Consider the following 25,020-nt stretch of genomic DNA (forward strand, 5'->3'; position numbering starts at 1 on the left):
TATTTATCAGATTTTGGATTTTTTCATTTTCTACTTCTGGTAGAATGCTAAAGTAGCAATTTAATAAGAGGGTATAGATATGGAGAAATTTGCATTATTAATTGTTTTATTTGCAGCTTTGGCAACGCCATTAATCACCGCCAGATTTCATTTGACGAGAATGCCAACCTCAATTTCTGAAATTATCATGGGAATAATTATCGGAAAAACGGGGTTAAATATTGTTCAGCCGGGTCAAAGTTTGCAATATATCGCCAATTTGGGTGTTATTATGTTGATCTTTTTAGGTGGGATGGAAATTGATTTCTCACTTTTGGAGCCACAGAAAGATAAAACTATTTATTCGCCATTAGGAACAGCCTTTGGTGGATTCGCTTCGATATTTATTATGTCGATTATTTTGAGCGCCATTTTGTATAAGACGGGAATTTTCAGTCAGTTCATTTTGGCCGTAATTTTATTCAGTACGATTGCTTTAGGAGTAATCATCTCTTTATTGAAAGAGGCAAATATACTCAATACTAATTATGGACAGACAATCTTGTTAACGTCGGCCTTTGGGGAGTTCATTCCTTTGGTAGCGTTGACGATTTATTCAGCTGTGCAACAACAACATTACATTTCGGTTTTAGGGTTGCCAGTCATTTTCTTGATAGCAATTTTCCTATTGCATCGATTCAATCGGGTTTACGTGTTCTTTGATAAAATTGATAAATCGACAACCCAATTGGACATTCGTTTAGCATTCTTCCTGATTTTTACTTTGGTAACATTTGCCGAGCAGATTGGTGCTGAAAGTATTTTAGGAGCTTTCTTGGCTGGTGCAGTTATGAAATTACTGAAGCCTAAGGAAGATACTGAGCAAAAATTGAGTTCCATGGGATATGGATTTTTCATTCCAGTATTTTTCATCACGACCGGGGTCAACTTGAATTTACGTAAACTCTTTACCAATAAAGACGCGTTATTATTGATTCCAATCTTCTTAGTGGCATTCTTATTGTCAAAAGCGATTGTTTACTTCGTTTATCGCAAACGCTTTGGCGACCGTTATGCCATCGCTGCGACAATTGTTACTTCAACTACCATCACTCTGGTTTTGCCAATTTTACAAGTCGGTCAAAATTTGAAGTTGATTTCAACAGCTCAATCAGGGGCAATCACATTGGCAGCGATAATTACCTGTTTAGTTTGTCCAACGTTGTTTAATAAAATAGTTACGAATCAAACATTTGATCTTAATTAAAGAGGGGATTTTTTGACGAAAGATCGTTTACTGGCATTTAGTGACGGAGTTTTTGCCATTTTAATTACTATTTTGGTTTTGGAATTTACCGTACCAAAGTTTCAAACTGGCCATTTATTGTCAGCAATGATTCAACAGTGGCCAATATTGGTGGCATATATCGTTTCATATTTTTACGTGGGAACACTCTGGTTATTTCATCACGATTATTTCCAAGCGTTAAAAGCAATTGATCGAAAATTAAATTTAATCAATTTGTTGATGTTATTCAGTATTACGCTGATAAATTATCCGATGGCACTGGTTGCAGAAACCTTGAGTCGTGGAAATAATGGGGATATCAGAGTGTCATTCATATCATATGCTGTAATAGCCCTGTTTATTTCGGGAACGTTTCAACTTTTGTATGAGTATATTAAAGAGCATCCAGAGCTAATGTCTGAAAGAATGAGGAAAGCTAATTTTAGAAAAAGTCACTTTGATCCATTAATGAGTATGGTGTTATATATTTTAGCAGTCGTTGCATCATTATTTTGGGTGCCATTAGGTGCTGTGTTTTTATTGTTAGGAATAGGGTTCCACTTTATGGCTTATTTACATTTAAGCAACGCATTAGGTCAAAAGTAGAGAGTGTAACAAAACATGATCAGCTTTCGAGCATTAAGGCAAATACCTCCAGTAATCCGATTTTGGATTGCTGGAGGTATTTGTTTTAAGCGGAAAAAGCTATGTTTTGTTGCACGTTTATGCCGCATGTTTAAGTTGAAAATAGTTATGTCACAGCCTCACTTTTTTTACGTGTAAGTGCTAGTTAAATATACCGTCTCCAGGGCTGGAAAATATTCACAAGCTGTGCGAACCAGTCCGAGCCAAAGTTCGGTCTTGAACTACCACGGCACACAAATATTTCCAGCTCTTCCGACTAGTTAACCGTTATAAATCGAATGCACAAGTATTCAATTTTTTATTATTAATCTCATTGTAGAAATATTAGATTATTCGAAATAACGAATACACTAGTCTCCGGTTGGTAGAATTTCACCAGCAGTGAAAGTAATATAAGGACGCAAGTCCTTATATTACAGGACGACTTTTGAGACACGATTTTCGGCTCAAAATCGAGGCGTGAGACCTTGGCTCACACCGGTCCCAGTGCAGGTGAAAATTCTGCCAGCCGGAGACGACATTTATATAAAATAAATTATTTCATGATTATTAAAAAACAAATTGATATTTTTGGAACAAATCTCAGCATAATTTACAATTGTAGGTTAAACTAATCCTGTTAATAAATTACAAAATAAAGGATGGGATTCCGATGAGTAATAAAAAGTATGAAGCAAGTACTGCCGAGAACCATATTGATATTATAAATTTAGCTAGTCTTGAGGCTAGAGTTAAAGATCACATGAGTAATGAAAAAGGTGCTTTCGGTTATATTAGCGAAGGTGCTGAAGATGAATGGACTAAGAAACAAAATACAGAAGCTTTCAATAAGAAACAAATTATGCCACGTGTTATTCAAGGTATTGATCACGCTGACTTGAGTACTCAAATATTTGGTATCGATTTGAAATCTCCTATTATTCAAGCTCCATCAGCTGCTCATGGTTTGGCTCACGCAAAGGGTGAAACTGATACAGCTAAGGGTGTCGCTGCTGCTGGTTCAATCTACTCAATCAGTACATACGCAAGTACATCAGTTGAGGATGCTGCTGCCGCTGCTCCAGATGCACCAATGTTTTTCCAATTGTATATGAGTAAAGATGACAAGTTCAACGAATTCTTGATCAAGAAGGCTGTTAAAGCTGGTGCTAAGGCTATTATTATGACAGTTGATTCAACACTCGGCGGTTATCGTGAAGCCGATGCCATCAACAAGTTCCAATTCCCACTACCAATGCCAAACTTGGCTGGATATTCAGCTGGTGACGGTGAGGGTAAAGGTATTGGCGAAATTTATGCTTCTGCTAAACAAGGTATCGTACCAACAGATATCCAAAAGATTAAAGATATGTCAGGACTCCCAGTCTTTGTTAAAGGTATTCAATCACCAGATGATGCTGCATTAGCAATTGAATTCGGTGCCGATGGTATCTGGATTTCTAACCATGGTGGCCGTCAACTAGATGGTGGACCAGCTTCATTCGATATGCTTCCATATATCGCTGAAGTAGTTAACAAGCGAGTACCAATCGTCTTTGATAGTGGTGTTCGTCGTGGTGAACATGTATTCAAGGCATTGGCTAGTGGTGCTGATCTAGTTGCTTTAGGTCGTCCAATTATTTATGGATTGAACTTGGGTGGTGCTCAAGGTGTTACAGATGTTATCGAACACTTGAACATGGAACTTTCAATCACTATGCAACTTGCAGGTACTAAGACAATTAATGATGTTAAAAATACTAAGTTGATTGGCTAACTTTGTGAAATATTTGTAGTAGGTTATCAACTAGCAGCATGTGTATTAAGCAAATGAAATACGAAAAAAAGACGATTTTTCAGTTCAAAACTGAGAAAATCGTCTTTTCTTTCTAATTAGATTAAAAAAGTTTAATATAAGTACGTGTTAACAACCACTTTTTTAATAAGAAGTAGTAAAGTATTAGCTAAGCACATTTTTGAGGTGGTGAGATTTATGGGGATTTTTACAAGATTAGGTTGGTTTTTTAAAAGACAATGGAAACAATATTTAGTCGGGGTCATTGCTTTACTATTGGTTGCTCTTTGCAACGTTGTACCACCACGAATCGTTGGTAATGTTGTAGATAGTGTCAGTAGAAAAAACTTAACGCTGAAATATTTGACCATTAATATGGTCATTTTGTTTGTTGTGGCAATTTTACAATATTTATTGCGCTTTCTTTGGCAAAAGATGATTTATGGCAGTTCCTTTGTTTTGGAACGTGAGTTACGTAGTCGACTTTTCCGCCACTTTATGAAGATGGATTCGACTTTTTATCAAAAATGGCGAACCGGTGATTTAATGGCACATGCGACTAACGATATTGATGCGGTTAGGTCAGTCGCCGGTCCAGGTATTCTGACTTTAGCCGACTCGATTATTACTGGATCTTCAATGATCTTGGCAATGGGATTTTTGATTGATTGGAAGATGACTTTGATGGCAGCATCGCCTTTGTTGCTATTAGGAGTAATGGCACGAATCCTAGGTACCAAAATTCATAATGCCTTTAAGGATTCACAGGCTGCATTTTCAAGCATTAATAATAAAACGCAAGAGAGTGTCGTGGGCATTAAGGTCTTAAAGTCATTAGGTGAAGAAAAAGAAGACGTTGCTGACTTTAATGAATATGTTCATAAAAATATTAAAGCTAATAAAAAGACATATCGACTTGACGCAATGTTTGATCCACTAACAACCATTATCATGGGTATTTCTTATATGGTAATTATTATTCTTGGAGGGATGAATGTCCTTCATAAAAATATTACGATTGGGCAATTAGTTTCATTTATTTCTTATATGGCTAATTTGGCTTGGCCAATGTATGCGGTCGGCAGTCTGTTCAATTTATTGGAACGTGGCTCAGCTAGTTATGATCGAATTATGGATTTGTTATCCGAAAAATCATCATTGGTCAAAGCTACGAATGCTTTAACGACGGTTCCTGGTGGAGAAATCGATTTTGAAATTAAGCGATTCCACTATCCTGATGATAATGCGATTGCTTTGCATGATGTTAACTTCAAATTAGGAGTTGGAAAAACACTCGGAATTGTTGGTCCAACTGGTGGTGGTAAATCAACTATTATTGGTCTCTTGATGCGTGACTTTGATCACTATGATGGAGATATTAAAGTTGGTAATATTGATATCCGCAAATATGAGATTAACAGTTATCTCGATATCATTGGTTATGTTCCGCAGACTAACTTCTTATTTTCAACTAATATTCGTGATAATGTTCGGTTTGCAAATATTACAGCTTCGCAGTCAGATGTTCAAAAAGCTAGTTTTATTGCTGATTTAGACAGTGATATTCAACAGATGCCAGATGGTTACGATACGCAAGTTGGTGAATTAGGAGTTTCCCTCTCTGGTGGTCAGAAACAACGTTTAGCAATTGCACGAGCAATGTTGAGTGATCCCAAATTATTGATTTTAGATGATTCATTGTCCGCAGTTGATTCAAAAACTGAACGTAATATTGAAATACAAATTGCCAAAGAACGCCAAAATGGGACGACAATTATTGCTGCTAGTCGACTAAGCTCTGTTGAAAATGCTGATGAAATTATTGTCGTTGATGGTGGAACTATCGTTGAGCAAGGTACACATCAAGAGCTCTTGAGTCAACCTGGATGGTATGCGCAAATCTTTAATTTACAAACGAAAAATACTGAAATTGAGGGGAGGCTAGATCATGAAGAATGATGTTAAGGACACTTTGGCAAGAATCCATGCATTGAGTGGCAAAGAACGTCGAACGATAATGAAACAACTCTTTGGCTTTGCTAAGTATTTCAAATTTCAATTTGGAATTTCAATTTTCTTTGCACTTTTGTTGAGTGTTATCAATGTTTTGTTACCACGAATGTTGCAGTACTTTATGGATCATTATTTGACTAATATGAGTACTAACATGCAAATGATTTTAGTTTTCGCGGCAGTTTATGCAATAGCAACTGTTTTAAAAGCTATTACGCAATTTGTTCAGATCTTCTTCTTTTCAATGGGAGCCGAACGAACTTTGGAAAAAATCCGCAGTGATATTTTTGCTAAAATTCACACACTGAGCTTGAGTTATTTTGATAAAACTCCAGCGGGGTCAATTGTTTCACGAGTCACTAATGATACAAAAACTTTATTTGATTTCTGGTATCTCTTTTTATGGATTATTGTGGCGGCTTTTTCAATGATTTCAGCCTTTATCGCTATGGTTTCAGTTAATCTATATTTAGCTTTAGCAACAGCATTATTTGTTTTAGCTTTGTATTTCTTGGTTTGGTTGTATCAAAGATTAAGCTCCAAGATTTATCAAAATTTACGTGAGTATTTGAGTCAGATTAATACTAAATTGAACGAATCGTTAATGGGTATTAGTATCATCCAACAATTCGGTCAACAAAAACGAATGACTAATGAATTTGAGAATCGTAATGGCGCTTATTTCTTGATGCGAAATAAGATGATCAATATCAATGCGTTGTTACTTTACCCAACGATTAGTTTGATGTTTGCATTAGCAGAAGTAGTTTCGTTGAGTGGATTTGGAATAGAAAGTACGCACGTCTTGGTACAGGCCGGTGTAATTTACGCCTTCTTGTCATACCAAGAGAATTTCTTCAATCCACTTTCAGATGTAATGAATTTCTTGTCATTTTTCCAAGACGGAATGATTGCCGGATATCGATTGTTACACTTGTTCGATAATCAAGAGACGGCTCCACAACAAAATGAGTCTAGTTTAGCAACGATTACTGAAGGTAAGATTGAATTCAAACATGTTACTTTTGCCTATGAACCTGGAGTGCCAGTTTTAAAGGATGTTTCATTCGTTGTACAACCTGGTCAGACAGTTGCCTTTGTTGGTCATACCGGTAGTGGTAAGAGTTCGATTATTAATATTATGCTGCGCTTTTACGAATTTGGTGAGGGACAGATTTTGATTGATGATCATGATATTCGTGATTATTCAACCCAAGAATTACGTAAAAAGATGGGGCTAGTTATTCAAGAACCTTATCTTTTCTATGGTGATATTGCTAAGAATATTCGAATGTTTGATGACAAGATTACTGATGAACAAATTGAACAAGCCGGTAAATTTGTTGATGCTGATGATTTTATTCAGAATTTACCAGGAAAGTATCATGCAAAAGTTAGTGAACGGGGGGCTAGTTTTTCCACAGGCCAACGTCAATTGATTTCTTTTGCTAGAACGATTGTCCGTAATCCTAAGATTTTGATTTTGGACGAGGCAACTGCCAACATTGATCCTCAGACTGAGCAAAGTATTACCGTAGGGATGTCGAAGATGCGTGATGATCGGACGACGATTGCGATTGCCCACCGATTATCAACCGTTCAAGATGCTGATCAAATCCTAGTTTTGAATCATGGGCAGATTATTGAACATGGTACACATGAAGAATTATTGGCTAAAGGCGGTCATTATGCAGAGCTATATGCCTTGCAGTCGGCTGATGCAACGCAAATATAACTTTTAGGCATGGTTAGACATTCTGGATAAGTATTTAACATATTTGTGGTTCGTGAGTAAAATAACTCTTGAAAGAATAAATAAATTGGGAAGTATTTTATGAAAAAACAAATAAAAGAAAGTTATTTTGATGGCGAACGGCCATTATTTAAACAACATGATGAAACATTAATTGATACCACTTTTGGTAAAGGCGAATCTCCACTGAAAGAAACACATGATTTAGATTTGGATGATGTTACTTTTACTTGGAAATATCCATTGTGGTATTCAAAACATATCAAGGTTAATAATAGTATTTTTGAAACAATGTCACGTTCAGGTATTTGGTACACACACGATATTGAAATTAAAAATTCAGCTTTACAAGCACCAAAATTGTTCCGTCGTGCTTCTGATATCAAGTTAGAAAATGTTCATTTCTCCGATGCTGAGGAAACACTTTGGACTTGTAAGAATATTGATATGAAAGATGTTCAAGCTAATGGTAATTACTTTGGTAAAGATAGCGAAAACATCACTGCCGATAATTTGAATGTTGTGGGAAATTATGTGTTTGACGGTGCCAAAAATATCGAAGTTCACAACTCAACTTTCGTTTCCAAAGATGCCTTTTGGAATTGTGAGAATGTGACTGTTTATGATTCAAAAATCAGTGGTGAATATTTAGCTTGGAATACCAAGAATTTAACATTGATTAACTGTACGATTGAAAGTGACCAAGGCCTTTGTTATATCGATGGCTTGAAGATGGTTAACTGTAAAGTCTTGCGGACTGACTTAGCATTTGAATATTGCTCAAATATTGATGCCGATATCACAACTAATGTGATGAGTATCAAGAATCCTATTAATGGTGTTATCAAGGCAGAATCAGTTGGAAAAATTATCTTTGATGACCCTGAAATTGATCCAAGCAAAACTGATATTCAAGTTAGGGTCAATCTTTCACAAAGAGGTGCCTAAATGACATATGATTTCGAAACCTTGAACAAAAAACGTGCTGGAAATTCTGCCAAGTGGGATGTTAAAGCCAACGAATTGCCAATGACAATTGCCGATATGGACTTTAAAACGGCACCAGAAATCATTGCAGCTTTGCAAGAAAAAATTGCTATGGGATTATTCGGATATGAAGAGGTTCCTGCAGAATATTTCCAGGCCGTAGCCGATTGGTATGAAACAGAGCGCAATGTTCGTCCTAAGGAAGACTGGATGATTTTCGCAACTGGAGTAGTGCCAGCACTTTCGTCAGCGGTTCGTCGTTTGACTTCGCTTGGGGACAACGTTTTAGTGCAGGCACCGGTTTATAACATTTTTTATAACTCAATCGTTAACAGTGGTCGTCATGTTGTTTCAAGCGACTTAGTTTATGATAAAGAAACTCATCAATATGCGATTGATTTTGCTGATTTGGAAAAGAAGTTGAGCAATCCACTAACGAATATGATGATTCTCTGCAATCCTCATAATCCAGTTGGAAAAATTTGGAGTGTGGACGAATTAACTCGGATTGCTAGCTTGTGTGCTAAGTATGATGTGAAGTTATTCAGTGATGAGATTCATGGTGATTTAACTTTGAATGACACGGGTTATAATCCGATCTTTGGTTTAGATGCCAAGTATTTGGATAATGTTGTCGTCGCAGTATCACCAAGTAAAACTTTCAATGTTGCAGCAATGCACGCGGCAACTGTTATTGTTCCGAATGAAAATCTTCGTGGACAAGTCAGTCGTGGTTTGAACAGTGAAGAATTGGCCGAACCAAATTTTGTTGCCATTCCAGGAACGATTGCAGCCTATACTCAAGGTCACGCATGGCTTCAGGCTTTAAAAGATAAATTACGTGCTAATCGAAAATTAGTTTTAGATTTCATCGAAAAAAATATTCCTGAAGTTAAGTGGGTTGAAGGTGGGGCAACATACCTATTGTGGTTTGACGTTGCTGATATTACTGAAGATGCCAATAAATTATCGAGGTTTGTCCGCCAAGATAGTGGCTTGATTGTAACGCCTGGTTCAGTTTATGGTGGGGATGGTCAACACTTCATTCGGATGAATATTGCTAGTCCAACTGAAATGATTCAAGATGGTTTAGATAGATTAGATAAATCAATTCATAATTATCAGAAGAGAGTGTGACAAAATATGGTCAGCTTTCGAGCATTAAGGCAAAGAAGACTAGTAATCCGATTTTGGATTGCTAGTCTTCTTTGTTTTAAGCGGAAAAAGCTATGTTTTGTTGCACGTTTATGCTGCATATTCAAGACAAAAATAGTTATGTCACAGCCCCTTTAGATTACAATTTTAGAGATTCTTTTTCCCATTATTTTAGGTGAATCCAAGTTTTCCGATAAAAGCCAGACTGTAATCACGCGGCTGAGTCCTCCTGCAGTAAATGCGCGCCAATATTTGTCGTTTAAACCATGAACGATGCCTTGATCAATTAGCTTTGTTAAACCAATTTCAAAATCGTGCTCGATCCAAGACGTTTCACCATTATTTAGGAAAATACTCAGTGATTCTGCATCAAATTGGAGAGTTTCAAAGAAAAGTATCGTGGTAGATTCAATCGAAAAATCTTGTCGTTTGGTGACAATTCTTGAGAAGTGATTTAATAATTCTTCGATATGCTGATCAATTATATCTTTATAACTAGTGAAGTTTCGATAAAAATACATCCTTGAAACGTTAGCTTTATCGGTGAGCTCAGATATTGAGATTTCGTCCAATTGCTTATTTCGATGTAGTTGTGCTAAGCAATTGAATAATCTAGTGTTTTTTTCAAGATTCAAAATAAAACTCCTTTTGTGACAAAATGATGTACAATTGTCACACATTAATTGAAGGTTGTCTATCGTTAATTCATACTCAGTACCATTATCACATTGAGGAGCGGTATGATTATGAATTTTACTACATTTGCACCATTGGCTAGTGGCGTTGCTTGGAAAACAACTTACCTTGCCATCGTTTATCGTACTTTTAAAGATAAGATGCCAGGAATGCCTTTAGCAGCACTTTGTTTGAACTTTGCGTGGGAAATTACTTACTCAGTAATTTATCCGCCGGCATCTTCAGTTATTTTGAATATTATTAACGCCGTCTGGATGGTTCTTGATGTCCTGATCGTCATTGGAACGTTATTGTATGGATCAAAAGACTTTCAGCAAAGATTTGGAATTAATCATAATATATTTTATATGATATTTGCAATGGGAATAATAGCGTCGTTTGGAATCATGTTATCAGGGCCGAGTTTCTTTGACTCAATGACAATTTTTCATCATGATTCATTTGAAGTAGCTAAATTTATTGCGTTGGTTCAAAATTTAGTTATGAGCATTTTATTCGTATCTCAGTTTTATAGTCGAAAAAAAGTTAGCAATCCGATAGCTGGTCAGTCATTTATAATTGCATTTTTCAAGTGGGTTGGAACACCAATGACTGTTGGGTTATTACAGACTATGTCTGATCCAACGGGTTTTATCGGTGTAATTGTTGGGTTAACCTTTGTCTGTGACACGTGGTATATGATTGTGATATATCAAGAAATTAAATCACAGAAACTTTCACCTCTCAAAAGAATCTAATAAAGGCTGTAATAATTGAAAATAGTTATTCAAAGCAGGTGAATTTATGAGTACTGCAGCATCAGTTATTACTAAAACTAAAGTCCAACCACAGTTGCAGACCAATGCTAAGAAGAAGCATGTTGGTATTCTCAGTGGTGCATTCGGCCAGTTTTGATTAGTGGTTTTTTTTTAATGTCATCTTTTTCCTGATGTACTAGAAAAAGCAGATATTGTTGAGAAGTGATTCCTGCAACATAATTGATTCATAAATTGATTGGGAGATGTTCACATGGAATTAAAAACGCTATCGGAATTTCCAAAAGATTTTTTATGGGGAGCTGCAATTTCTTCGTTTCAGGCAGAAGGCAATTGGAAAAAGGATGGTCAGGGTCCATCTGTAATTGATCAAACGCGTAAGGAAGATAATACGACTAGTTTTGATGATGGCGTTGATTTCTATCATCGTTATCATGATGATATCCGATTGATGAAGGAATTAGGATTAAAGGCATTTCGATTATCTATTTCTTGGACTAGAGTTTTTCCCACAGGTAACGGCAAGCCTAATTTGGCAGGAATTGAGTTTTATAAAAATGTTATTCACGAGTTAAAACAGAATGGCATTGAGCCAATCGTTACAATTTATCATTTTGACTATCCAACACAATTGGTTAAACAGTATGGTGGCTGGCTTTCCAGAAAGAGTATTCAAGATTATGAGAATTACGCCACTTATCTTTTTAAGGAATTAGGTGACGAAGTTACGTATTGGATTACGATTAATGAACAAGATCACGTGGTCAAAATGCCCGAGAGACTTGGTATTGGCGATGGAAAGGCTGACTTTAGCGATCACAAGCAGGAGGCTTATGTTGCTAATCATAATATGTGTGTGGCGTCTGCACGTGTGATTGCCAAGTGCCACCAGCTATTACCAAATGCCAAAATTGGTCCAGCACTTTCTTACCAAGCTTATTATCCGGCAACAGATCAACCCGAAGATGTGTTAGCGGCTGATGATTTAGCAACTTTGACACAAAATTATATATTGGATTTACAGTGTCGAGGACACTATAACCCGATATTCAAAAAATATTTAGTTGATCGCGGTATTTTTCCAGATTTTCCAACGACTGATTTGGAGCTTTTAAAGGAAAATCGACCAGATTTTATTGGGATTAACTATTATTCAACTGATGATGTATCGTCTTTGAGTGCGCAACAAAAGTTTGGAAAAACCGAAGGGCTACCAGTGCCAAACAAAGAATATGGCATTTACGCCAAGACTAAGAATCGTACATTACCGACAACTAAGTGGGGATGGACGATTGATAGCGTCGGATTAAGAATTGCGTTACAACGGCTTTATCATGACTATGAATTGCCTATTCTGATTACCGAAAATGGTTTTAGCAATGAAGAAAGTTTGGAAAAGCATGATGGCGTCACGACGGTGTCAGATTTAAAACGAATTTCATACTTACATGATCATATTAAAGCAGTTCACGAAGTCATTAGTAGTGGTATTCCGGTGTTGGGGTATTGCGTTTGGACACTTATGGATGTGATTAGTGGCCATAGTGGTATGAATAAACGATATGGCTTGATTTATGTCGATCGTGATAATGATGATTTAAAACAACTAAAACGAATTAAGAAAGCTAGTTTTTATTGGTATCAAAGTGTCATTAAAGCAAATACTGAGGAGGTTGGAGAAGATGGAATCAAATAGTTGGATGTCCAAGTTTCAGGCGGCAATGCAAAAATGGGTTGAACCAATTGCGGGGAAAATGAGTCAGAGTGTCATTTTGACTGCAATCAAAGAAGGGATGATTTCTTCATTACCGTTCTTAATTCTTGGCTCATTATTTAGCATTATTGTTAACTTTCCCTATGCGCCATTTGTCAATTGGTTGGCAGCAAATCATTTAACGAGTTACTTCAATTTGCCATACCAATTTACCATGAATAGTTTAGCGATTATCGTTGCCTATTTCACAACGCGTAGTTATTGTAAGAGTAAGCATGTTGATAATGTTATTCCTGCAATTTTATCAGTTATGAGTATTTTCATCTTAGCGCCACTCAAGATGATTAACATTAAAGGCGTAGCAACTCCATTCATTCCGTTTGATAACATTGGGGTTAAAGGGTTGTTCTTAGCACTGATTGTTTCAATTATTGTTGGTGAACTTTATAGCCGTATTATTAAAGCTAATTGGACGATTAAAATGCCTGATAGTGTGCCATCAACGATTGGTGAGTCGTTCAAGTCATTAATTCCAGTTATTTTGATTGCTACATTGATGACCCTAGTACGGTTTGCATTTAGTTTTACAACTTATGGTGATCTAAATAGTGCAATTTATACCTTACTTCAAGTTCCTTTGGTCAAAATTGGGACATCTCCATGGGCAATATTATTAGTCGTGTTATTAAATAGTCTATTTTTCTTCTTTGGTATTCATTCAATGGCAATTAATTCGATTGTTATGCCAATTTTATACACACTAGATTTTCAAAATTTAGCAGCTTACCACGCGGGACGCGCCATCCCAAACATTATTACATGGCGGTTCTTTTACATGACAAGTAAGATTGGTGGTACCGGTTGTGCACTCGGCTTATGTATTTTCTTGGCCTTCTTTGCTAAATCTAAACAATTCAAGACACTCGGTCGAATTTCTTTACCAGCCGTAATTTTTAATACCGATGAACCAATTATTTTTGGTATGCCGATTGTTTTAAACCCAATTATGTTTATCCCATTTGTAGTTGCTCCTTTAGTAAGTTTTGGCGTCTCATACTTAGCAACGTTAGTTGGCTGGGTGAAACCAATTATTGGGTTGGCATTGCCAGAACAAACACCAGTATTGATCAATGGCTTTTTACAATCAGGTCCTGCGTTTGTTATACTTCAAATTGTGATGATAATTGTGACATCAATTATTTATTTACCATTTGCTAGAATTGCAGATAATCAGGCCTTAGCGCAAGAACAAGGTAATCAAGAATAGTGTGACACGGTGGTTTGACTGATGACGTGTCGCTGTGAGGGATGATGGTAGTGCTGAATCGTCAGCGACAAATTTTAACAGCTTTTAATCAAGAAGCTAAGTATTTATCAAGTCAGCAATTGGCCGAAAAGTTTAATGTTTCATCAAGAACAATTACGAATGATATTCGAAGTATTAATGCTAATTTTTCGAGTCAATTAGTTATTTATGATAAAGAAAAGCGTGCTTATTTTGTTGAAGACTCTGCAAGATTGGTGAAGGTAGTTGCTTCTGAGGAATTCGGTGATGATCATTTAGCATTAGCAAAAGATTGGCCATTCTTAATCTTTTGGTATTTATATACTAAAGATGAACAATGTACGATTCAAGATTTAGAAGATACGCTACACATCTCAGTTTCGTTGATCAATCGAACGCTTAAAAAGTTGAAGACGGTCTGCCGTCCTTGGCACGTCAGGGTTCAAGGGAATAATCAAGGAATTATTTTGATTGGAAATCAGCTTTGGTTGGACTTTGCATTAGCACAATTATCGTTGCCACGGATTAATCGGCGAATTGATAATTCATATTTGAAATTGATTTTTAACAATCAGGTCAGTGAAGCACAATTAAAACGGCTATTAAAACAAATAGTTGATGGTTATTATCGGCTAACTGGAGTTTGGTTGCCAGATACTGAGTCGTATATTACCTTGGTTTTTTACTTGCTATCGACTAATTTAAATGATGTAAAAAACTTCGGTTGGCATGCGATGCCGGTTGAAAGACAGCAGTTTATCAGGGAATATTTACGATTATCACCGGTGAATAATGTCATGGAATTACATGGGGACTATCAAGCCTTTTTTGAAAAGTATAAAAATGATGAAAATGCAATCATGTCTTGTCTAGCTTTGACCAATTTTCAATACCATGAACAAGCGAGACTCAATATTTACTTTCCAGTGCAAGAAATAACCACTGCTTTGAAAGAACCATGTCCGTTTGCAATCTATGAGATTGATCGACCATTTGTAAATCTTCTTAATGAGAGTACTTTGACTAAGACTAAGAATAAAGCCAAAGTCATTATTTATACTAACGATTTAGTTGTCGGCTATCATTTGCAGGCTCAACTGGCGGTTGTTTTACAGCCACAAATTCCAATTATTATTTGTAATAATATGTTTAAATTAGATGAGTTGATACAACTGCATGAGCATATCTTTTTTGTCTCTGATCAGCTTCGTATCCGCTCTAAGGAACTCTTAAATGAGATTAGTTTTTTTGAAATTCATACGCTCGCTGATCCGAATAATTTAGCGGATTTTATTAAAGTAATTAGTCAAACAATTTATCAGAAAAAATAAAAGGAAGCTCGAAATCATGACACAAAATTCGAGTTTCCTTTTTATGTTAGTAAGTTGCTATTTACAAATTACTGGTATTCTTCAATCATGATTCATTTTAAGTAGCTAAATTTATTGCGTTATATCAAGAAATTGAATCATAGGGCCTTTCACCATTCAAAAGGGTTTAATAAAGGCTATAATAATAATTGAAAATAGTTATTCAAAGCAGGTGAATTTATGAATACTGCAGCATCAGTTATTACTAAAACTAGAGCCCAACCACAGTTGCAGACCAATGCTAAAAAGAAGCATGTTGGTATTCTCAGTGGTGCTTTCAATCCGATTCACAATGGGCATTTGATGATTGCTGAACAAGTTTATGAACAGTTGGATCTCGATAAGATTTTATTTATTCCGGACAAAATTCCGCCTCATCGTGGTATTAGTCGTTATATTCCCAAAGTCAGCGTCGATGATCGAATCAACATGGTCAAATATGGAATTAGAGATAATCCCCATTTTGAGCTTGATATGACTGATATTGACCTCGGTGGCGTCAGTTATACGTATGAAACCATCAAGCGTTTAAAAAAGCGTAATCCGAACACTGAATATTACCTGATTGTCGGTTATGATATGGTCGAAAATTTGCCAAAATGGTCGCATATTGATGAGCTTGTGAAAGAAGTTCATTTCGTTGGTGTCTGTCGTAAAGGTTTTGAAAAGAAATCTGACTATCCAGTTTTGTGGGTCAATACACCAGTAATTGAAATTAGTTCGACCGTCATTCGTCAGCGTGTTCGTGAAGGTAAATCGCTCAAGTACTTTGTGCCTGATGACGTTGCTTGGTATATCAAAGATAAAGGAATCTATAAAAAATAATTTCAGCTCGTCGCAATTGATGTGACGGGCTTTTTTTGTACTTTCGGAATTTGTCTTGTGTTTAAAAGTGACAAACTTACAAGTAACTTTATAAAATGGAATTAGGTTACAAAAGTCACAAATTGGGAGGTTGGCTTTATGAGGAAAAGAATTATTATGACTGCAACCGGGTTGTCGTTGGGGCGTATGTTGACCTTTGCAGTTGTTTATAAACCGCATGTATCAAGTTTGTCCAATACAGAAATGGTTTTGGCTGCAGCTGAAGAAATTCCGGCAAAGGCTTCTATCGATACTGCAACAATGGTCAGTGAAGACTTTAAGAGCGGTGGGACAGTTGAAGATGATTTTAAAAAGGATACAAATAATCTTCTAGGATATGCTGCATACTTTCATGTTTTCGCTAGAAAGGCCACAACAGATGCTCATGTCAATGGAAATTTGGCGGTTCAAGAATTAAATAGTAAAGACAATAGTTTTGGTACGAAGGTTAGTGAGAAGAATAATCTTGATAAGGATATTTTTTACATTCAGACAGTGAATGGATGTAATGGTGGGGCCTTTGTCGCAAGAAAAGAAGGTAGAACCAATAAAGCTGTATTTGGTAAGAATGTCCGACTTGAGAATATTTCAAACGAAGTTCATATAAATGGAGATAAAGTTGGGAACATTCATGTCGAGGATGTATTTCAGGATAAGGGAAGTGATACCTATCTTGATTTCGATAGTATTTTTGCTTTTTTAAATGAACAATCGAAAAAGTTTCCAGAAATGACATCATATCCGGAAGTAAGAAACTCAGATTTAGGTGATCGAAATAGTAGAACTATTATGTTAAGTGATTATAAGCCGAATGGTAAAAATGAAATTGTGATTAATCTAGCCCCAGAAGTTTTATCTATGGATACTCGACTCGTCATTGATGGATTGAGTCATGAGAAAGATGGTACCAACGTTATTATTAATGTTGATACTGGTGGTGCAGATACTTATGATGTGAAATCACAAATTCAGCTTAAATACACTAATGGTGATACGAGGGGAAATAAGGAGACTGATCATTTTGATGATAGTCACTTACTTTGGAATTTTTATGATAGTACATCAGAGGATGGGTTATATAGTGGACTTATTGAAATACATAGCCCTTTTCAAGGCAGCGTTTTGAGTCCAGAAGCAAAAATTAGTACACGTGTAAATCTTGACGGAAACATTGTTGCAAAGGAAGTAACAATTGGTGGAGAAAGTCATAGGTGGGATTTACAGGATAGTGCAAAGGAGGAAACCCCGAATCCGCCAGAACCAGAACCAGAGCCAGAACCAGAGCCAGAGCCAGAACCACAGCCTGAACCTGAACCAGAAACACCCGACCCAGAAGTAATTCCAGAAGTTCCAAACACACCAGATCCAGAACTACCGGACTTAGAAATTCCAGACCCTGAACCAGAAGTAGATCCCGGTTTAACGCCAGAAACTGATTCATCAGCGGAAAGTCCATACTTGGAAGAAGTTGATGAGAGTACGAATCCGAACGATCCTTTAATGGAGCCTGTAGTTGAAAGTATGGCTAGTCAAGATGCCCCATTGCCAAAGGAAAGTGCTGGAGAAATGATTACTAACGATACTAATGACTCAAGTAGCTCATTACCAAAAACCTCGAATCGTGATACATTCAGATTCTTGGGTATGATTTTTGGAGTACTGTTAGCAATGTTTGGTTTTAAACGTAAAAAGAAGAAAGTGGATGTTGATTAAAAATAAAGACCTTTCGCAATCACTGCAAAAGGTCTTTTTTTGATGGAATAGTTTTTAAAACTAAATTCAATTTTTCATTCAATGATAGCGTTCCATCCATTACCAGATCCGCATCATTACTAACGAATTGTTCATGATCGACAAAGATAGGGCGAGCAAAGTCGAGATAAGTTCTCATCCATGACATAATTTCATCGGTTGATTTATCTTGATAGTCGCGGATAATCTGACGAGCCAAACAAATATCCAGTGGAGTTTTAATATAAATTACTTTATCAATAAACGGCTTCAAAGTTTTATTCTTATATCCGAAAGGAAAATCAATCAGGATAAATGGATAATGATTATTAACTTTCTTCAAATCTGCCATTAAAGCACTAATGTCGTATTGATTAACTGCATCCTTTACTGGTGTATCAATTGGTGGCGCTGATGGAAGGGCATCAATACTGTAATCGTCAAAAGGAATCACGAAACTATTTAATTTTTTATTTAGGGCATTGATTAAAGTTGTTTTGCCACTGCCAGTTACACCACTAATAACGACAACATAGCTAGATTTCAAATAATCATCTCATTTAATTTTTGAGTTGATTATATAGCTAATGGAAAAAAATAACATCCACTAAGGGATGTTATTAAGAATTGACTCGTTGACGTTGTGTTTGCATGTGCGTATCGGCCAATAATAATGTGTATGAATTAACACCGAAGAAGGCGATAATTACCATCAAACCAGTTAGGAAAAATCCGAGGAACATGAACCCTAGTCCTAACAATAATCCAAAGACTGCGAAACAACGCATCATATTCTTAGAAATTGTCACCAAACTTTGTTCACTCTTAAAAGCATAGTGATAAATTGTGTCAATTTTTTCAACACGACTGTCAATTGGTTCAGCTTTATGAACTGCCAATGTTAATTGATATGGTTCAAAGTCATCAATGATGCTGTCTTCGCCATATTCATCCGTGACAACCTTTTTATAGTTACCACCGGCAATTGAAAGTGTAGGGTACGAATCTTGTGCTAAGGCCATTTTAAGACCTTTAGTCAGAGGAATTGTCCCAATATTAATGATTTTGGAATTCCAGAAACGTGCTAAGACGTAAACTGTGTTATTAGTAACATGCAAGTCAACGTCAGCAAGGTCAAGATTCTCAAGTTGATATATTTGAAAGATAAATTTATTCTTCAATATTTGTTTATTATTCAAACCCTCATAAATATCCTTCGGGTTAACATCGTGTACGTAATTGATATATTGTTCAATGAATGTTTTTGAATCAGCAGATAAATTGATATTTTTATTAATTAAGATAGTCATATTTCCCCCAAAAGATGTAACAACTAGACCCAGTATAACAAAAATGTATGCGCTTTTGTGGAAATTTATGAAAACGTTTTAGTTTATTCACTAATGCGGTGATTTAACCAATTTATTAATAACGTACTTATAATATTTTGTTGTTTTGCGTTGCTGATAGATGCGGTATTATCGCCAGACTGCTTGCCGTAGCTACCAAAACCACCATGATTACCACCAGAAATCTGTTCATAAATAGTATTATTTGGCAGTAATTTTTTAGCCTTTTTATAATTGGTATAGTTTAAAACTCCGTCATTTGTTCCAGTTAGTGAGATAATTGGTACTTTTATTTCATGTAAATCACCTTTTTTTTCAGGATAACTTGCTAAAAGGAAGACTCCTTTGAGTTTTTGGGAATGATTTTTGGCATAACGACAAGCCATCGTGCCACCTAAAGAATGACCACCGATAATGTAATCATAATTGCCCTGTACTTTGGATGCTGCATTGGCATTAAGGACTGCTAAATCGAGAGGAAAACGAACGATATAAACGCTGTACCCCGCTTGTGCCACCTTGTTAGCCCAGATACTGTAACTCTTGGGATCAACTAAAGCACCTGGGTAAAAGATGACTTTAGGCTTACTGTCGTCACCAGAAAATTTGATAGTATTGTCTACAATCGTGCTGTTTTCGGCTGCAGAGTTAGCAGTTGTAGAAGGTGAATACTCTTTATTTTTGACCACGGCAAGCATGATTAAGACTAGTGCGACAAGTGTAATGACAATGCCAAGTAGCCATTTTACTGATTTTTTCATAAATTAAACCCCAATCTTAAAATATCTATATCAATATTGTACTTTACAAGCTGTATAAGGATATGATACATTTAAGAAAATTAATATGTTTTTGATATTAAAAGAAGGAGTACTATATACTTTATCCACAGGGAGTCAAGGGTAGTGAGAGCTTGGCGTGTCGGTATATAAGAAAAACATCTTTGTTCTTCTAGCTGAAATTTCGAGAGTAGGTTTAGACGTCAACCAGTACGTTATAATTGGCAAGTATTTAATGTACTTTGAGGTGTTTTTTTATAAAAAACTTGGGTGGTACCGCGGAAAGATCTTTCGTCCCTTTTATTGGGGATGGAGGATCTTTTTTTCGTCTATAGTATTCTGAGAACATAAGGAGAAATCAATGCAAAACGTTTTAGTTAAAGATTTATACAAAAAAGAATTTGCTGACGGTGACCAAATCACTGTTTCTGGTTGGATTCGTACAATCAGAGGTTCAAAGCGAGTTGGCTTTATCGAATTAAACGACGGTTCATTCTTTAAGAATGTTCAAGTTGTTATGACTAGCGATATGGAAAATTACGCTGAAGTTGTTAAGTTCCCAATCAGCACAACTATTAAAGTTGTCGGTGAATTGGCACTAACTCCTAAGGCACAACAACCTTTCGAAATTCACGCTACTGAAATTATTGAAGAAGGTGCTTCTGACGCCGATTATCCATTACAAAAGAAGGCTCACTCATACGAATTTATGAGATCAATTGCCCACTTGCGTCCTAGAACTAACACATTCTATTCAGTATTCCGTATCCGTTCACTAGCTGCTTTTGCTATCCACGAATACCTACAACAACATGATTTCGTATACGTTCACACACCAATTATCACCAGTTCAGATGCCGAGGGTGCCGGTGAAATGTTTGAAGTAACAACTTTGGACATGAACAACGTACCTAAGACAGACGATGGCAAAGTTGATTACAGTGAAGACTTCTTTAGAAAAGAAACTAACCTAACAGTTAGTGGACAACTAGAAGTTGAACCATTTGCTATGGCATTCAGAAACGTTTATACATTTGGTCCTACATTTAGAGCTGAAAACTCACATACTGGTCGTCACGCATCTGAATTCTGGATGATCGAACCAGAAATGGCTTTCGCTGACTTGCAAGATGAAATGGATTGTTCAGAAGAGTTGTTGAAGTATGTTATCAACTACGTTATGGATCATGCTAAAGAAGAACTAGACTTCTTGAACGAAAACGTTGATAATACTTTGATTGACCGTTTGAAAGCTACAGCTGGAGAAGAATTTGCCCACGTAACTTATACTGATGCCATCGATATTTTGGAAAAAGCAACCGATGTTGAATTTGAAGTTAAACCTTACTGGGGACTTGACTTAGATTCAGAACACGAACGTTACTTATCAGAACAAGTTTACAAGAAGCCAGTATTTATTACTGACTATCCAAAGGAATTTAAGGCATTCTACATGCGTGCTAATGAAGATGGCAAGACAGTTGCTGCAGCCGACTTATTAGTTCCCGAAATTGGTGAATTAATTGGTGGTTCACAACGTGAGGAACGTCTTGATAAGCTAGAAGCAAGAATGGCTGAACTTGATATGAACGAAGATGACTACAAGTGGTACTTAGAATTACGTAAGTACGGTGGTACAGTTCACTCAGGTTTCGGTATTGGATTTGAAAGATTGATCATGTACATCACAGGTATGGAAAATATCAGAGATGTCATTGCTTATCCTAGAACACCGGGTAATGCTGAATTTTAGAGACAGAGAGTGGAACAAGCCCGGGAATTTCCGAGCATTTGCATGACTTCACGAATTATCCGCTGAACTTTGCGGATGATTTGGGAAGTTAGGCAAAGCGGAAGAAATTGGCTGGTGGAACTCGTTTTAGAGCCACTGCCCATATATAATTATCAAATAGCTATCGAATCCTAAAATATTCGATAGCTATTTTTTTATATTGACAAATAATACATCCTAATACATAATACTTTGTATAGCGAGGTATAAAATGAATACACAATTAAAAAAAGGATTATTAGATATTTGCGTATTAGCCGAGCTAGAACGGAAGGAATCATATGGATATGCCATTATCAATGATTTGGCACCGTTGATTGAAGTATCTGAGTCAACATTGTATCCAATTTTAAAACGACTTCTAGCGAAAAAGGCGATTACGACTAAAAGTAAAATTCACAATAATCGTGTGCGAAAGTACTATCAAATAACTGATGTTGGCCGACAAGAAATTGCTGAATTTGTTGGCGAATGGGGTCAAGTTGAAAAAATTATTGGTTTTATAAAAGGGGCAGAGATTGATGGATAAACAAAATTTTTTAAAGACATTAAAAAAGCAATTACAAAAATTCGGTGTTAAGAATGCTGATGATTATCTCGATTATTATTCAGAATATTTGGATGACTTAATTGAAAATGGTGCTACTGAAGTTGAAGCAGTTGAAAAAGTTGGTGGAGTCAAAAAAGTATTGGTAGAAATTATTTCAGACAATGACGTGGAAATACCACAGACGAGTGATCGTTTGAAGAGTGCGTTGTTGATTGGATCATTGCCAGTTTGGGGACCACTTTTGTTGGCAGCATACTTAGTACCAGTCCTTTTATTATTTGCAGTTTTGCTCATTGCCGTAAGTTTTTTAATCGCTGGTGGCTGGACACTGGTTGGTAGTTTCGTCGTAATGGTTAAAGTAGGTTTGCTATATGGTGGGTTCCAACTTGGCATCTGCTTGTTATTCTTAGGCGGTTCATTATTGGTAGAACAGCTTTTTGTGTATTTAACTCAGAAACTTTTCAATTTTAATAAATATCTATTTAGAAAATTTAATGTTAGGGGAATTAAAAATGGACTTGTTAAAAATTAATTCAAAAATTATTTTTTGGGGAACAATTCTTATCATAGTTGGGATTGTACTTGCGTTAGCTACACTATTCAGTTTGAACTTTAATATCAGTGCTTTAATTAACCACGGTGGTAGCTGGTATGCTCCGATTAAAGGGAATTAGGATAGCAAAAAGGGTTTCGTAAGTATAATTCAAACTTACGAAACCTTTATTTTATTTCAAATATTTATCTTTCTCAGCCAAAATCTTTCTAACATCGTCAGTAGATTTAGTATCCATCATCGCATTTCTCAAATCAGTTGCTCCCAATTCTGGGCGAGCATAAATCTTGAAGAAACGCTTGAGTGAAGGGAAACGAGGCATGTCGTAATGCTTAGAAAAATCATCAAAGAGATTTAACTGCATTTGTAATAGATCCAGCAATTCATCCAATGAATGTTTCTTTGGTTCTTTTTCAAAAGCAAATGGATTAGCGAAGACGCCACGACCAATCATGATGCCATCTAATCCGGGATGTTCGTTTGCCAGTTTCAAACCGGCTTGGTAATCAGGAATATCACCGTTAATTTGAATCAAAGTTTCTGGTGCAATTTCATCACGCATTTTAATCATGTCATCAATTACTTCAAGGTGAGCAGGGACTTTACTCATTTCCATCTTAGTACGTAAGTGAACAGTTAAGACGTCAACGTGTTGTTCCAATAGGAAAGGAATCCAATCTTTGAATTCTTCAACTTTACTGTAACCAAGGCGAGTTTTGGCACTAACAGCCAGACCAGAAGTTTTGGCAGCCGCAATCACTTCTTGAGCCCATTGGTGATTTCTAATTAAGTCGCTGCCACCATGATTTTTAATGACAGTCCCATCAGGACAGCCCATATTGATGTCGATAGCTTCAAAGCCTTGTTCCTTCAATGAGACCGCAGCCTTTTCAAAGTCTTCTGCCTCGTTGCCCCATAGTTGAACCACTGGACGTTTTTTCTCGCGTGAATCAACATAAAGTCGACCATGAACGGGAAATTTAGTATTCGGATCAGTGATACTTTTTGCATAGACGAATTCACTGAAGAATGTGTCAGGTGGACAAGCCTGGGTGATGACTTGGCGGAAAACTGTATTACTGACAGCTTCCATTGGTGCCATAGTGAAAAAAGGACGGTGTTCTGATTTTGCTTGGGCTGAAATTGTTGGCCAAAATGTTGATTCTGTCAAACTGGATTACCTCTTTATTTGTTTAAAAGTGTTTTTTTCGTATCCTTATATACTACTAGTTTACGCCTGTAGAATCTAATGATTAGATTAAAAAAGATACCTCAGTAATAGAGATATCTTTAAAAATTATTTATTTAATGTTTTCTAGTCGGCCATAATAAGCTAAATAAGGACGGTGACTGGCATTTGAAATCTTGATCTTTGTAACACTTGCATTGTCAGGCTCAACAATATCTTCAATATCTGGAGCTTTCGTAACCAATTTAACGAATGAACGAGTAACGAAACCGTGGCAAACAATCATAATTTTCTCGTCGCCTTTATTTTTCATATCATCAATAAAATCTTGAACACGTGCCCAAACTGTTTGATATGATTCGCCGTTTTTGGCGTATTTGATGTAGTCTTCTGTGATATAGCCATTTTCGTCAAAGCCATCGGGATGCTTGTCGACCACTTCATCAACAGGAAGTCCGTCCCATGAGCCATAGTTAATTTCAGCTAGGCGGTTATCAAGTTGAATTTCGTGAACGCTTTGATTTAAAATTTCAGCCGTTTCAACAGCACGTTTCAAAGGACTTGAATAAACTTCATCAAAATCGTGGATATCGAGATGTTCTTTCAAATAGTTAACTTGGTTTCTACCAGTTTCATTTAAGTCTAAATTAGTCGCAAAACCATTGATCTTTCCTTGATGATTGGTGTCAGTTTCACCGTGTCTGACAATATATAATTCAACCATAATTGTCCCCCCTTAAATATATGAGTTTAGTATTCCATTAATCCGCTTACATTGCAAACCCAAAAAGGATTTTAT

23 protein-coding genes and 1 other annotated feature are annotated in these 25,020 nt (G+C 36.3%); of the genes, 17 read left to right on the plus strand and 6 right to left on the minus strand.

Going from position 1 to position 25,020, the window contains the following annotated elements:
• Positions 1-79: 79 nt before the first annotated feature.
• From JP39_RS04050 to JP39_RS04080, 7 genes are all read left to right on the plus strand, one after another.
• Entirely contained in the window at positions 80-1,246 is a 1,167-nt protein-coding gene (locus JP39_RS04050; protein ID WP_053085038.1) for a cation:proton antiporter, read from the plus strand.
• A 12-nt stretch (positions 1,247-1,258) separates the two neighbouring features.
• A complete protein-coding gene (locus JP39_RS04055; protein WP_041500733.1) occupies positions 1,259-1,873 on the plus strand; it encodes a TMEM175 family protein in 615 nt (204 codons plus the stop codon).
• 691 nt (positions 1,874-2,564) lie between these two features.
• Positions 2,565-3,668: a lactate oxidase gene (locus JP39_RS04060; protein ID WP_041500735.1), complete on the plus strand. Its 1,104-nt coding sequence runs from the start codon at positions 2,565-2,567 to the stop codon at positions 3,666-3,668.
• A gap of 216 nt (positions 3,669-3,884) precedes the next feature.
• Complete coding sequence (locus tag JP39_RS04065) at positions 3,885-5,645, plus strand: ABC transporter ATP-binding protein (protein WP_041500736.1); 1,761 nt, start codon at positions 3,885-3,887, stop codon at positions 5,643-5,645.
• Complete coding sequence (locus JP39_RS04070; RefSeq protein ID WP_048698784.1) at positions 5,635-7,434, plus strand: ABC transporter ATP-binding protein; 1,800 nt, start codon at positions 5,635-5,637, stop codon at positions 7,432-7,434. The genes JP39_RS04065 and JP39_RS04070 overlap by 11 nt, the downstream gene beginning before the upstream one ends.
• Positions 7,435-7,533: 99 nt before the next feature.
• A complete protein-coding gene (locus tag JP39_RS04075; RefSeq protein WP_041500737.1) occupies positions 7,534-8,400 on the plus strand; it encodes a DUF3737 family protein in 867 nt (288 codons plus the stop codon).
• On the plus strand, positions 8,401-9,576 hold the full coding sequence (locus JP39_RS04080; protein ID WP_041500738.1) for a MalY/PatB family protein: 1,176 nt from the start codon (positions 8,401-8,403) through the stop codon (positions 9,574-9,576).
• Between the two features lie 152 nt (positions 9,577-9,728).
• On the opposite strand, the gene JP39_RS04085 is transcribed toward JP39_RS04080, so the two are convergent.
• Positions 9,729-10,229 (minus strand): TetR/AcrR family transcriptional regulator, encoded by a 501-nt coding sequence (locus tag JP39_RS04085; protein WP_041500739.1) that lies wholly within the window; start codon positions 10,227-10,229, stop codon positions 9,729-9,731.
• A 111-nt stretch (positions 10,230-10,340) separates the two neighbouring features.
• On the opposite strand from JP39_RS04085, the gene JP39_RS04090 reads away from it, so the two are divergent.
• The 6 genes from JP39_RS04090 (at position 10,341) to JP39_RS04115 (ending at position 17,991) form a co-directional block, all read left to right on the plus strand.
• Entirely contained in the window at positions 10,341-11,027 is a 687-nt protein-coding gene (locus JP39_RS04090; RefSeq protein WP_137619774.1) for a transmembrane-type terpene cyclase, read from the plus strand.
• A 271-nt stretch (positions 11,028-11,298) separates the two neighbouring features.
• On the plus strand, positions 11,299-12,741 hold the full coding sequence (locus JP39_RS04095) for a glycoside hydrolase family 1 protein (protein ID WP_041500743.1): 1,443 nt from the start codon (positions 11,299-11,301) through the stop codon (positions 12,739-12,741).
• Positions 12,728-14,026 (plus strand): PTS sugar transporter subunit IIC, encoded by a 1,299-nt coding sequence (locus JP39_RS04100; protein ID WP_048698788.1) that lies wholly within the window; start codon positions 12,728-12,730, stop codon positions 14,024-14,026. The genes JP39_RS04095 and JP39_RS04100 overlap by 14 nt, the downstream gene beginning before the upstream one ends.
• 41 nt (positions 14,027-14,067) lie before the next feature.
• On the plus strand, positions 14,068-15,375 hold the full coding sequence (locus JP39_RS04105; protein ID WP_082330640.1) for an HTH domain-containing protein: 1,308 nt from the start codon (positions 14,068-14,070) through the stop codon (positions 15,373-15,375).
• Positions 15,376-15,594: 219 nt separating this feature from the next.
• Complete coding sequence (locus JP39_RS04110) at positions 15,595-16,239, plus strand: nicotinate-nucleotide adenylyltransferase (RefSeq protein WP_041500746.1); 645 nt, start codon at positions 15,595-15,597, stop codon at positions 16,237-16,239.
• Between the two features lie 138 nt (positions 16,240-16,377).
• Positions 16,378-17,991, plus strand: coding sequence for a collagen-binding domain-containing protein (locus tag JP39_RS04115; protein ID WP_048698790.1), 1,614 nt, complete (start codon positions 16,378-16,380; stop codon positions 17,989-17,991).
• 19 nt (positions 17,992-18,010) lie between these two features.
• Here JP39_RS04115 and JP39_RS04120 read toward each other — a convergent pair whose 3' ends face one another.
• The 3 genes from JP39_RS04120 to JP39_RS04130 form a co-directional block, all read right to left on the minus strand.
• On the minus strand, positions 18,011-18,556 hold the full coding sequence (locus JP39_RS04120; protein WP_041500748.1) for a P-loop NTPase fold protein: 546 nt from the start codon (positions 18,554-18,556) through the stop codon (positions 18,011-18,013).
• A gap of 73 nt (positions 18,557-18,629) precedes the next feature.
• Complete coding sequence (locus JP39_RS04125; RefSeq protein ID WP_041500750.1) at positions 18,630-19,319, minus strand: hypothetical protein; 690 nt, start codon at positions 19,317-19,319, stop codon at positions 18,630-18,632.
• An 83-nt stretch (positions 19,320-19,402) separates the two neighbouring features.
• Positions 19,403-20,119: an alpha/beta hydrolase gene (locus JP39_RS04130; RefSeq protein WP_041500751.1), complete on the minus strand. Its 717-nt coding sequence runs from the start codon at positions 20,117-20,119 to the stop codon at positions 19,403-19,405.
• Between the two features lie 87 nt (positions 20,120-20,206).
• Positions 20,207-20,439 (plus strand) — a binding site (T-box leader).
• Positions 20,440-20,498: 59 nt separating this feature from the next.
• On the opposite strand from JP39_RS04130, the gene asnS reads away from it, so the two are divergent.
• The 4 genes from asnS to JP39_RS12560 all read left to right on the plus strand — a co-directional run bounded on the left by asnS (position 20,499) and on the right by JP39_RS12560 (position 23,153).
• Positions 20,499-21,890 carry an asparagine--tRNA ligase gene (asnS, locus tag JP39_RS04135; protein WP_041500754.1) on the plus strand — a complete coding sequence of 464 codons (1,392 nt, stop codon included), beginning with the start codon at positions 20,499-20,501 and terminating at the stop codon, positions 21,888-21,890.
• A gap of 250 nt (positions 21,891-22,140) precedes the next feature.
• Entirely contained in the window at positions 22,141-22,458 is a 318-nt protein-coding gene (locus JP39_RS04140) for a PadR family transcriptional regulator (RefSeq protein ID WP_041500756.1), read from the plus strand.
• Positions 22,451-23,011, plus strand: a complete 561-nt coding sequence (locus JP39_RS04145; RefSeq protein ID WP_041500758.1) for a DUF1700 domain-containing protein — start codon at positions 22,451-22,453, stop codon at positions 23,009-23,011. The genes JP39_RS04140 and JP39_RS04145 overlap by 8 nt, the downstream gene beginning before the upstream one ends.
• On the plus strand, positions 22,992-23,153 hold the full coding sequence (locus JP39_RS12560) for a hypothetical protein (protein WP_157492454.1): 162 nt from the start codon (positions 22,992-22,994) through the stop codon (positions 23,151-23,153). Before JP39_RS04145 ends, JP39_RS12560 begins: the two co-directional genes overlap by 20 nt.
• Positions 23,154-23,204: 51 nt before the next feature.
• Here the strand turns inward: JP39_RS12560 and JP39_RS04150 are convergent, their stop codons facing one another.
• Both JP39_RS04150 and JP39_RS04155 read right to left on the minus strand, forming a co-directional pair.
• The gene (locus JP39_RS04150; RefSeq protein ID WP_041500760.1) at positions 23,205-24,203 is read right to left on the minus strand and encodes a tRNA dihydrouridine synthase; all 999 of its coding nucleotides are present in this window, start codon (positions 24,201-24,203) and stop codon (positions 23,205-23,207) included.
• A gap of 130 nt (positions 24,204-24,333) precedes the next feature.
• Complete coding sequence (locus tag JP39_RS04155) at positions 24,334-24,945, minus strand: histidine phosphatase family protein (protein ID WP_041500762.1); 612 nt, start codon at positions 24,943-24,945, stop codon at positions 24,334-24,336.
• Positions 24,946-25,020: the final 75 nt, after the last annotated feature.

The sequence above is a fragment of the Companilactobacillus heilongjiangensis genome, assembly GCF_000831645.3.
Taxonomy (GTDB): Bacteria; Bacillota; Bacilli; order Lactobacillales; family Lactobacillaceae; genus Companilactobacillus; species Companilactobacillus heilongjiangensis.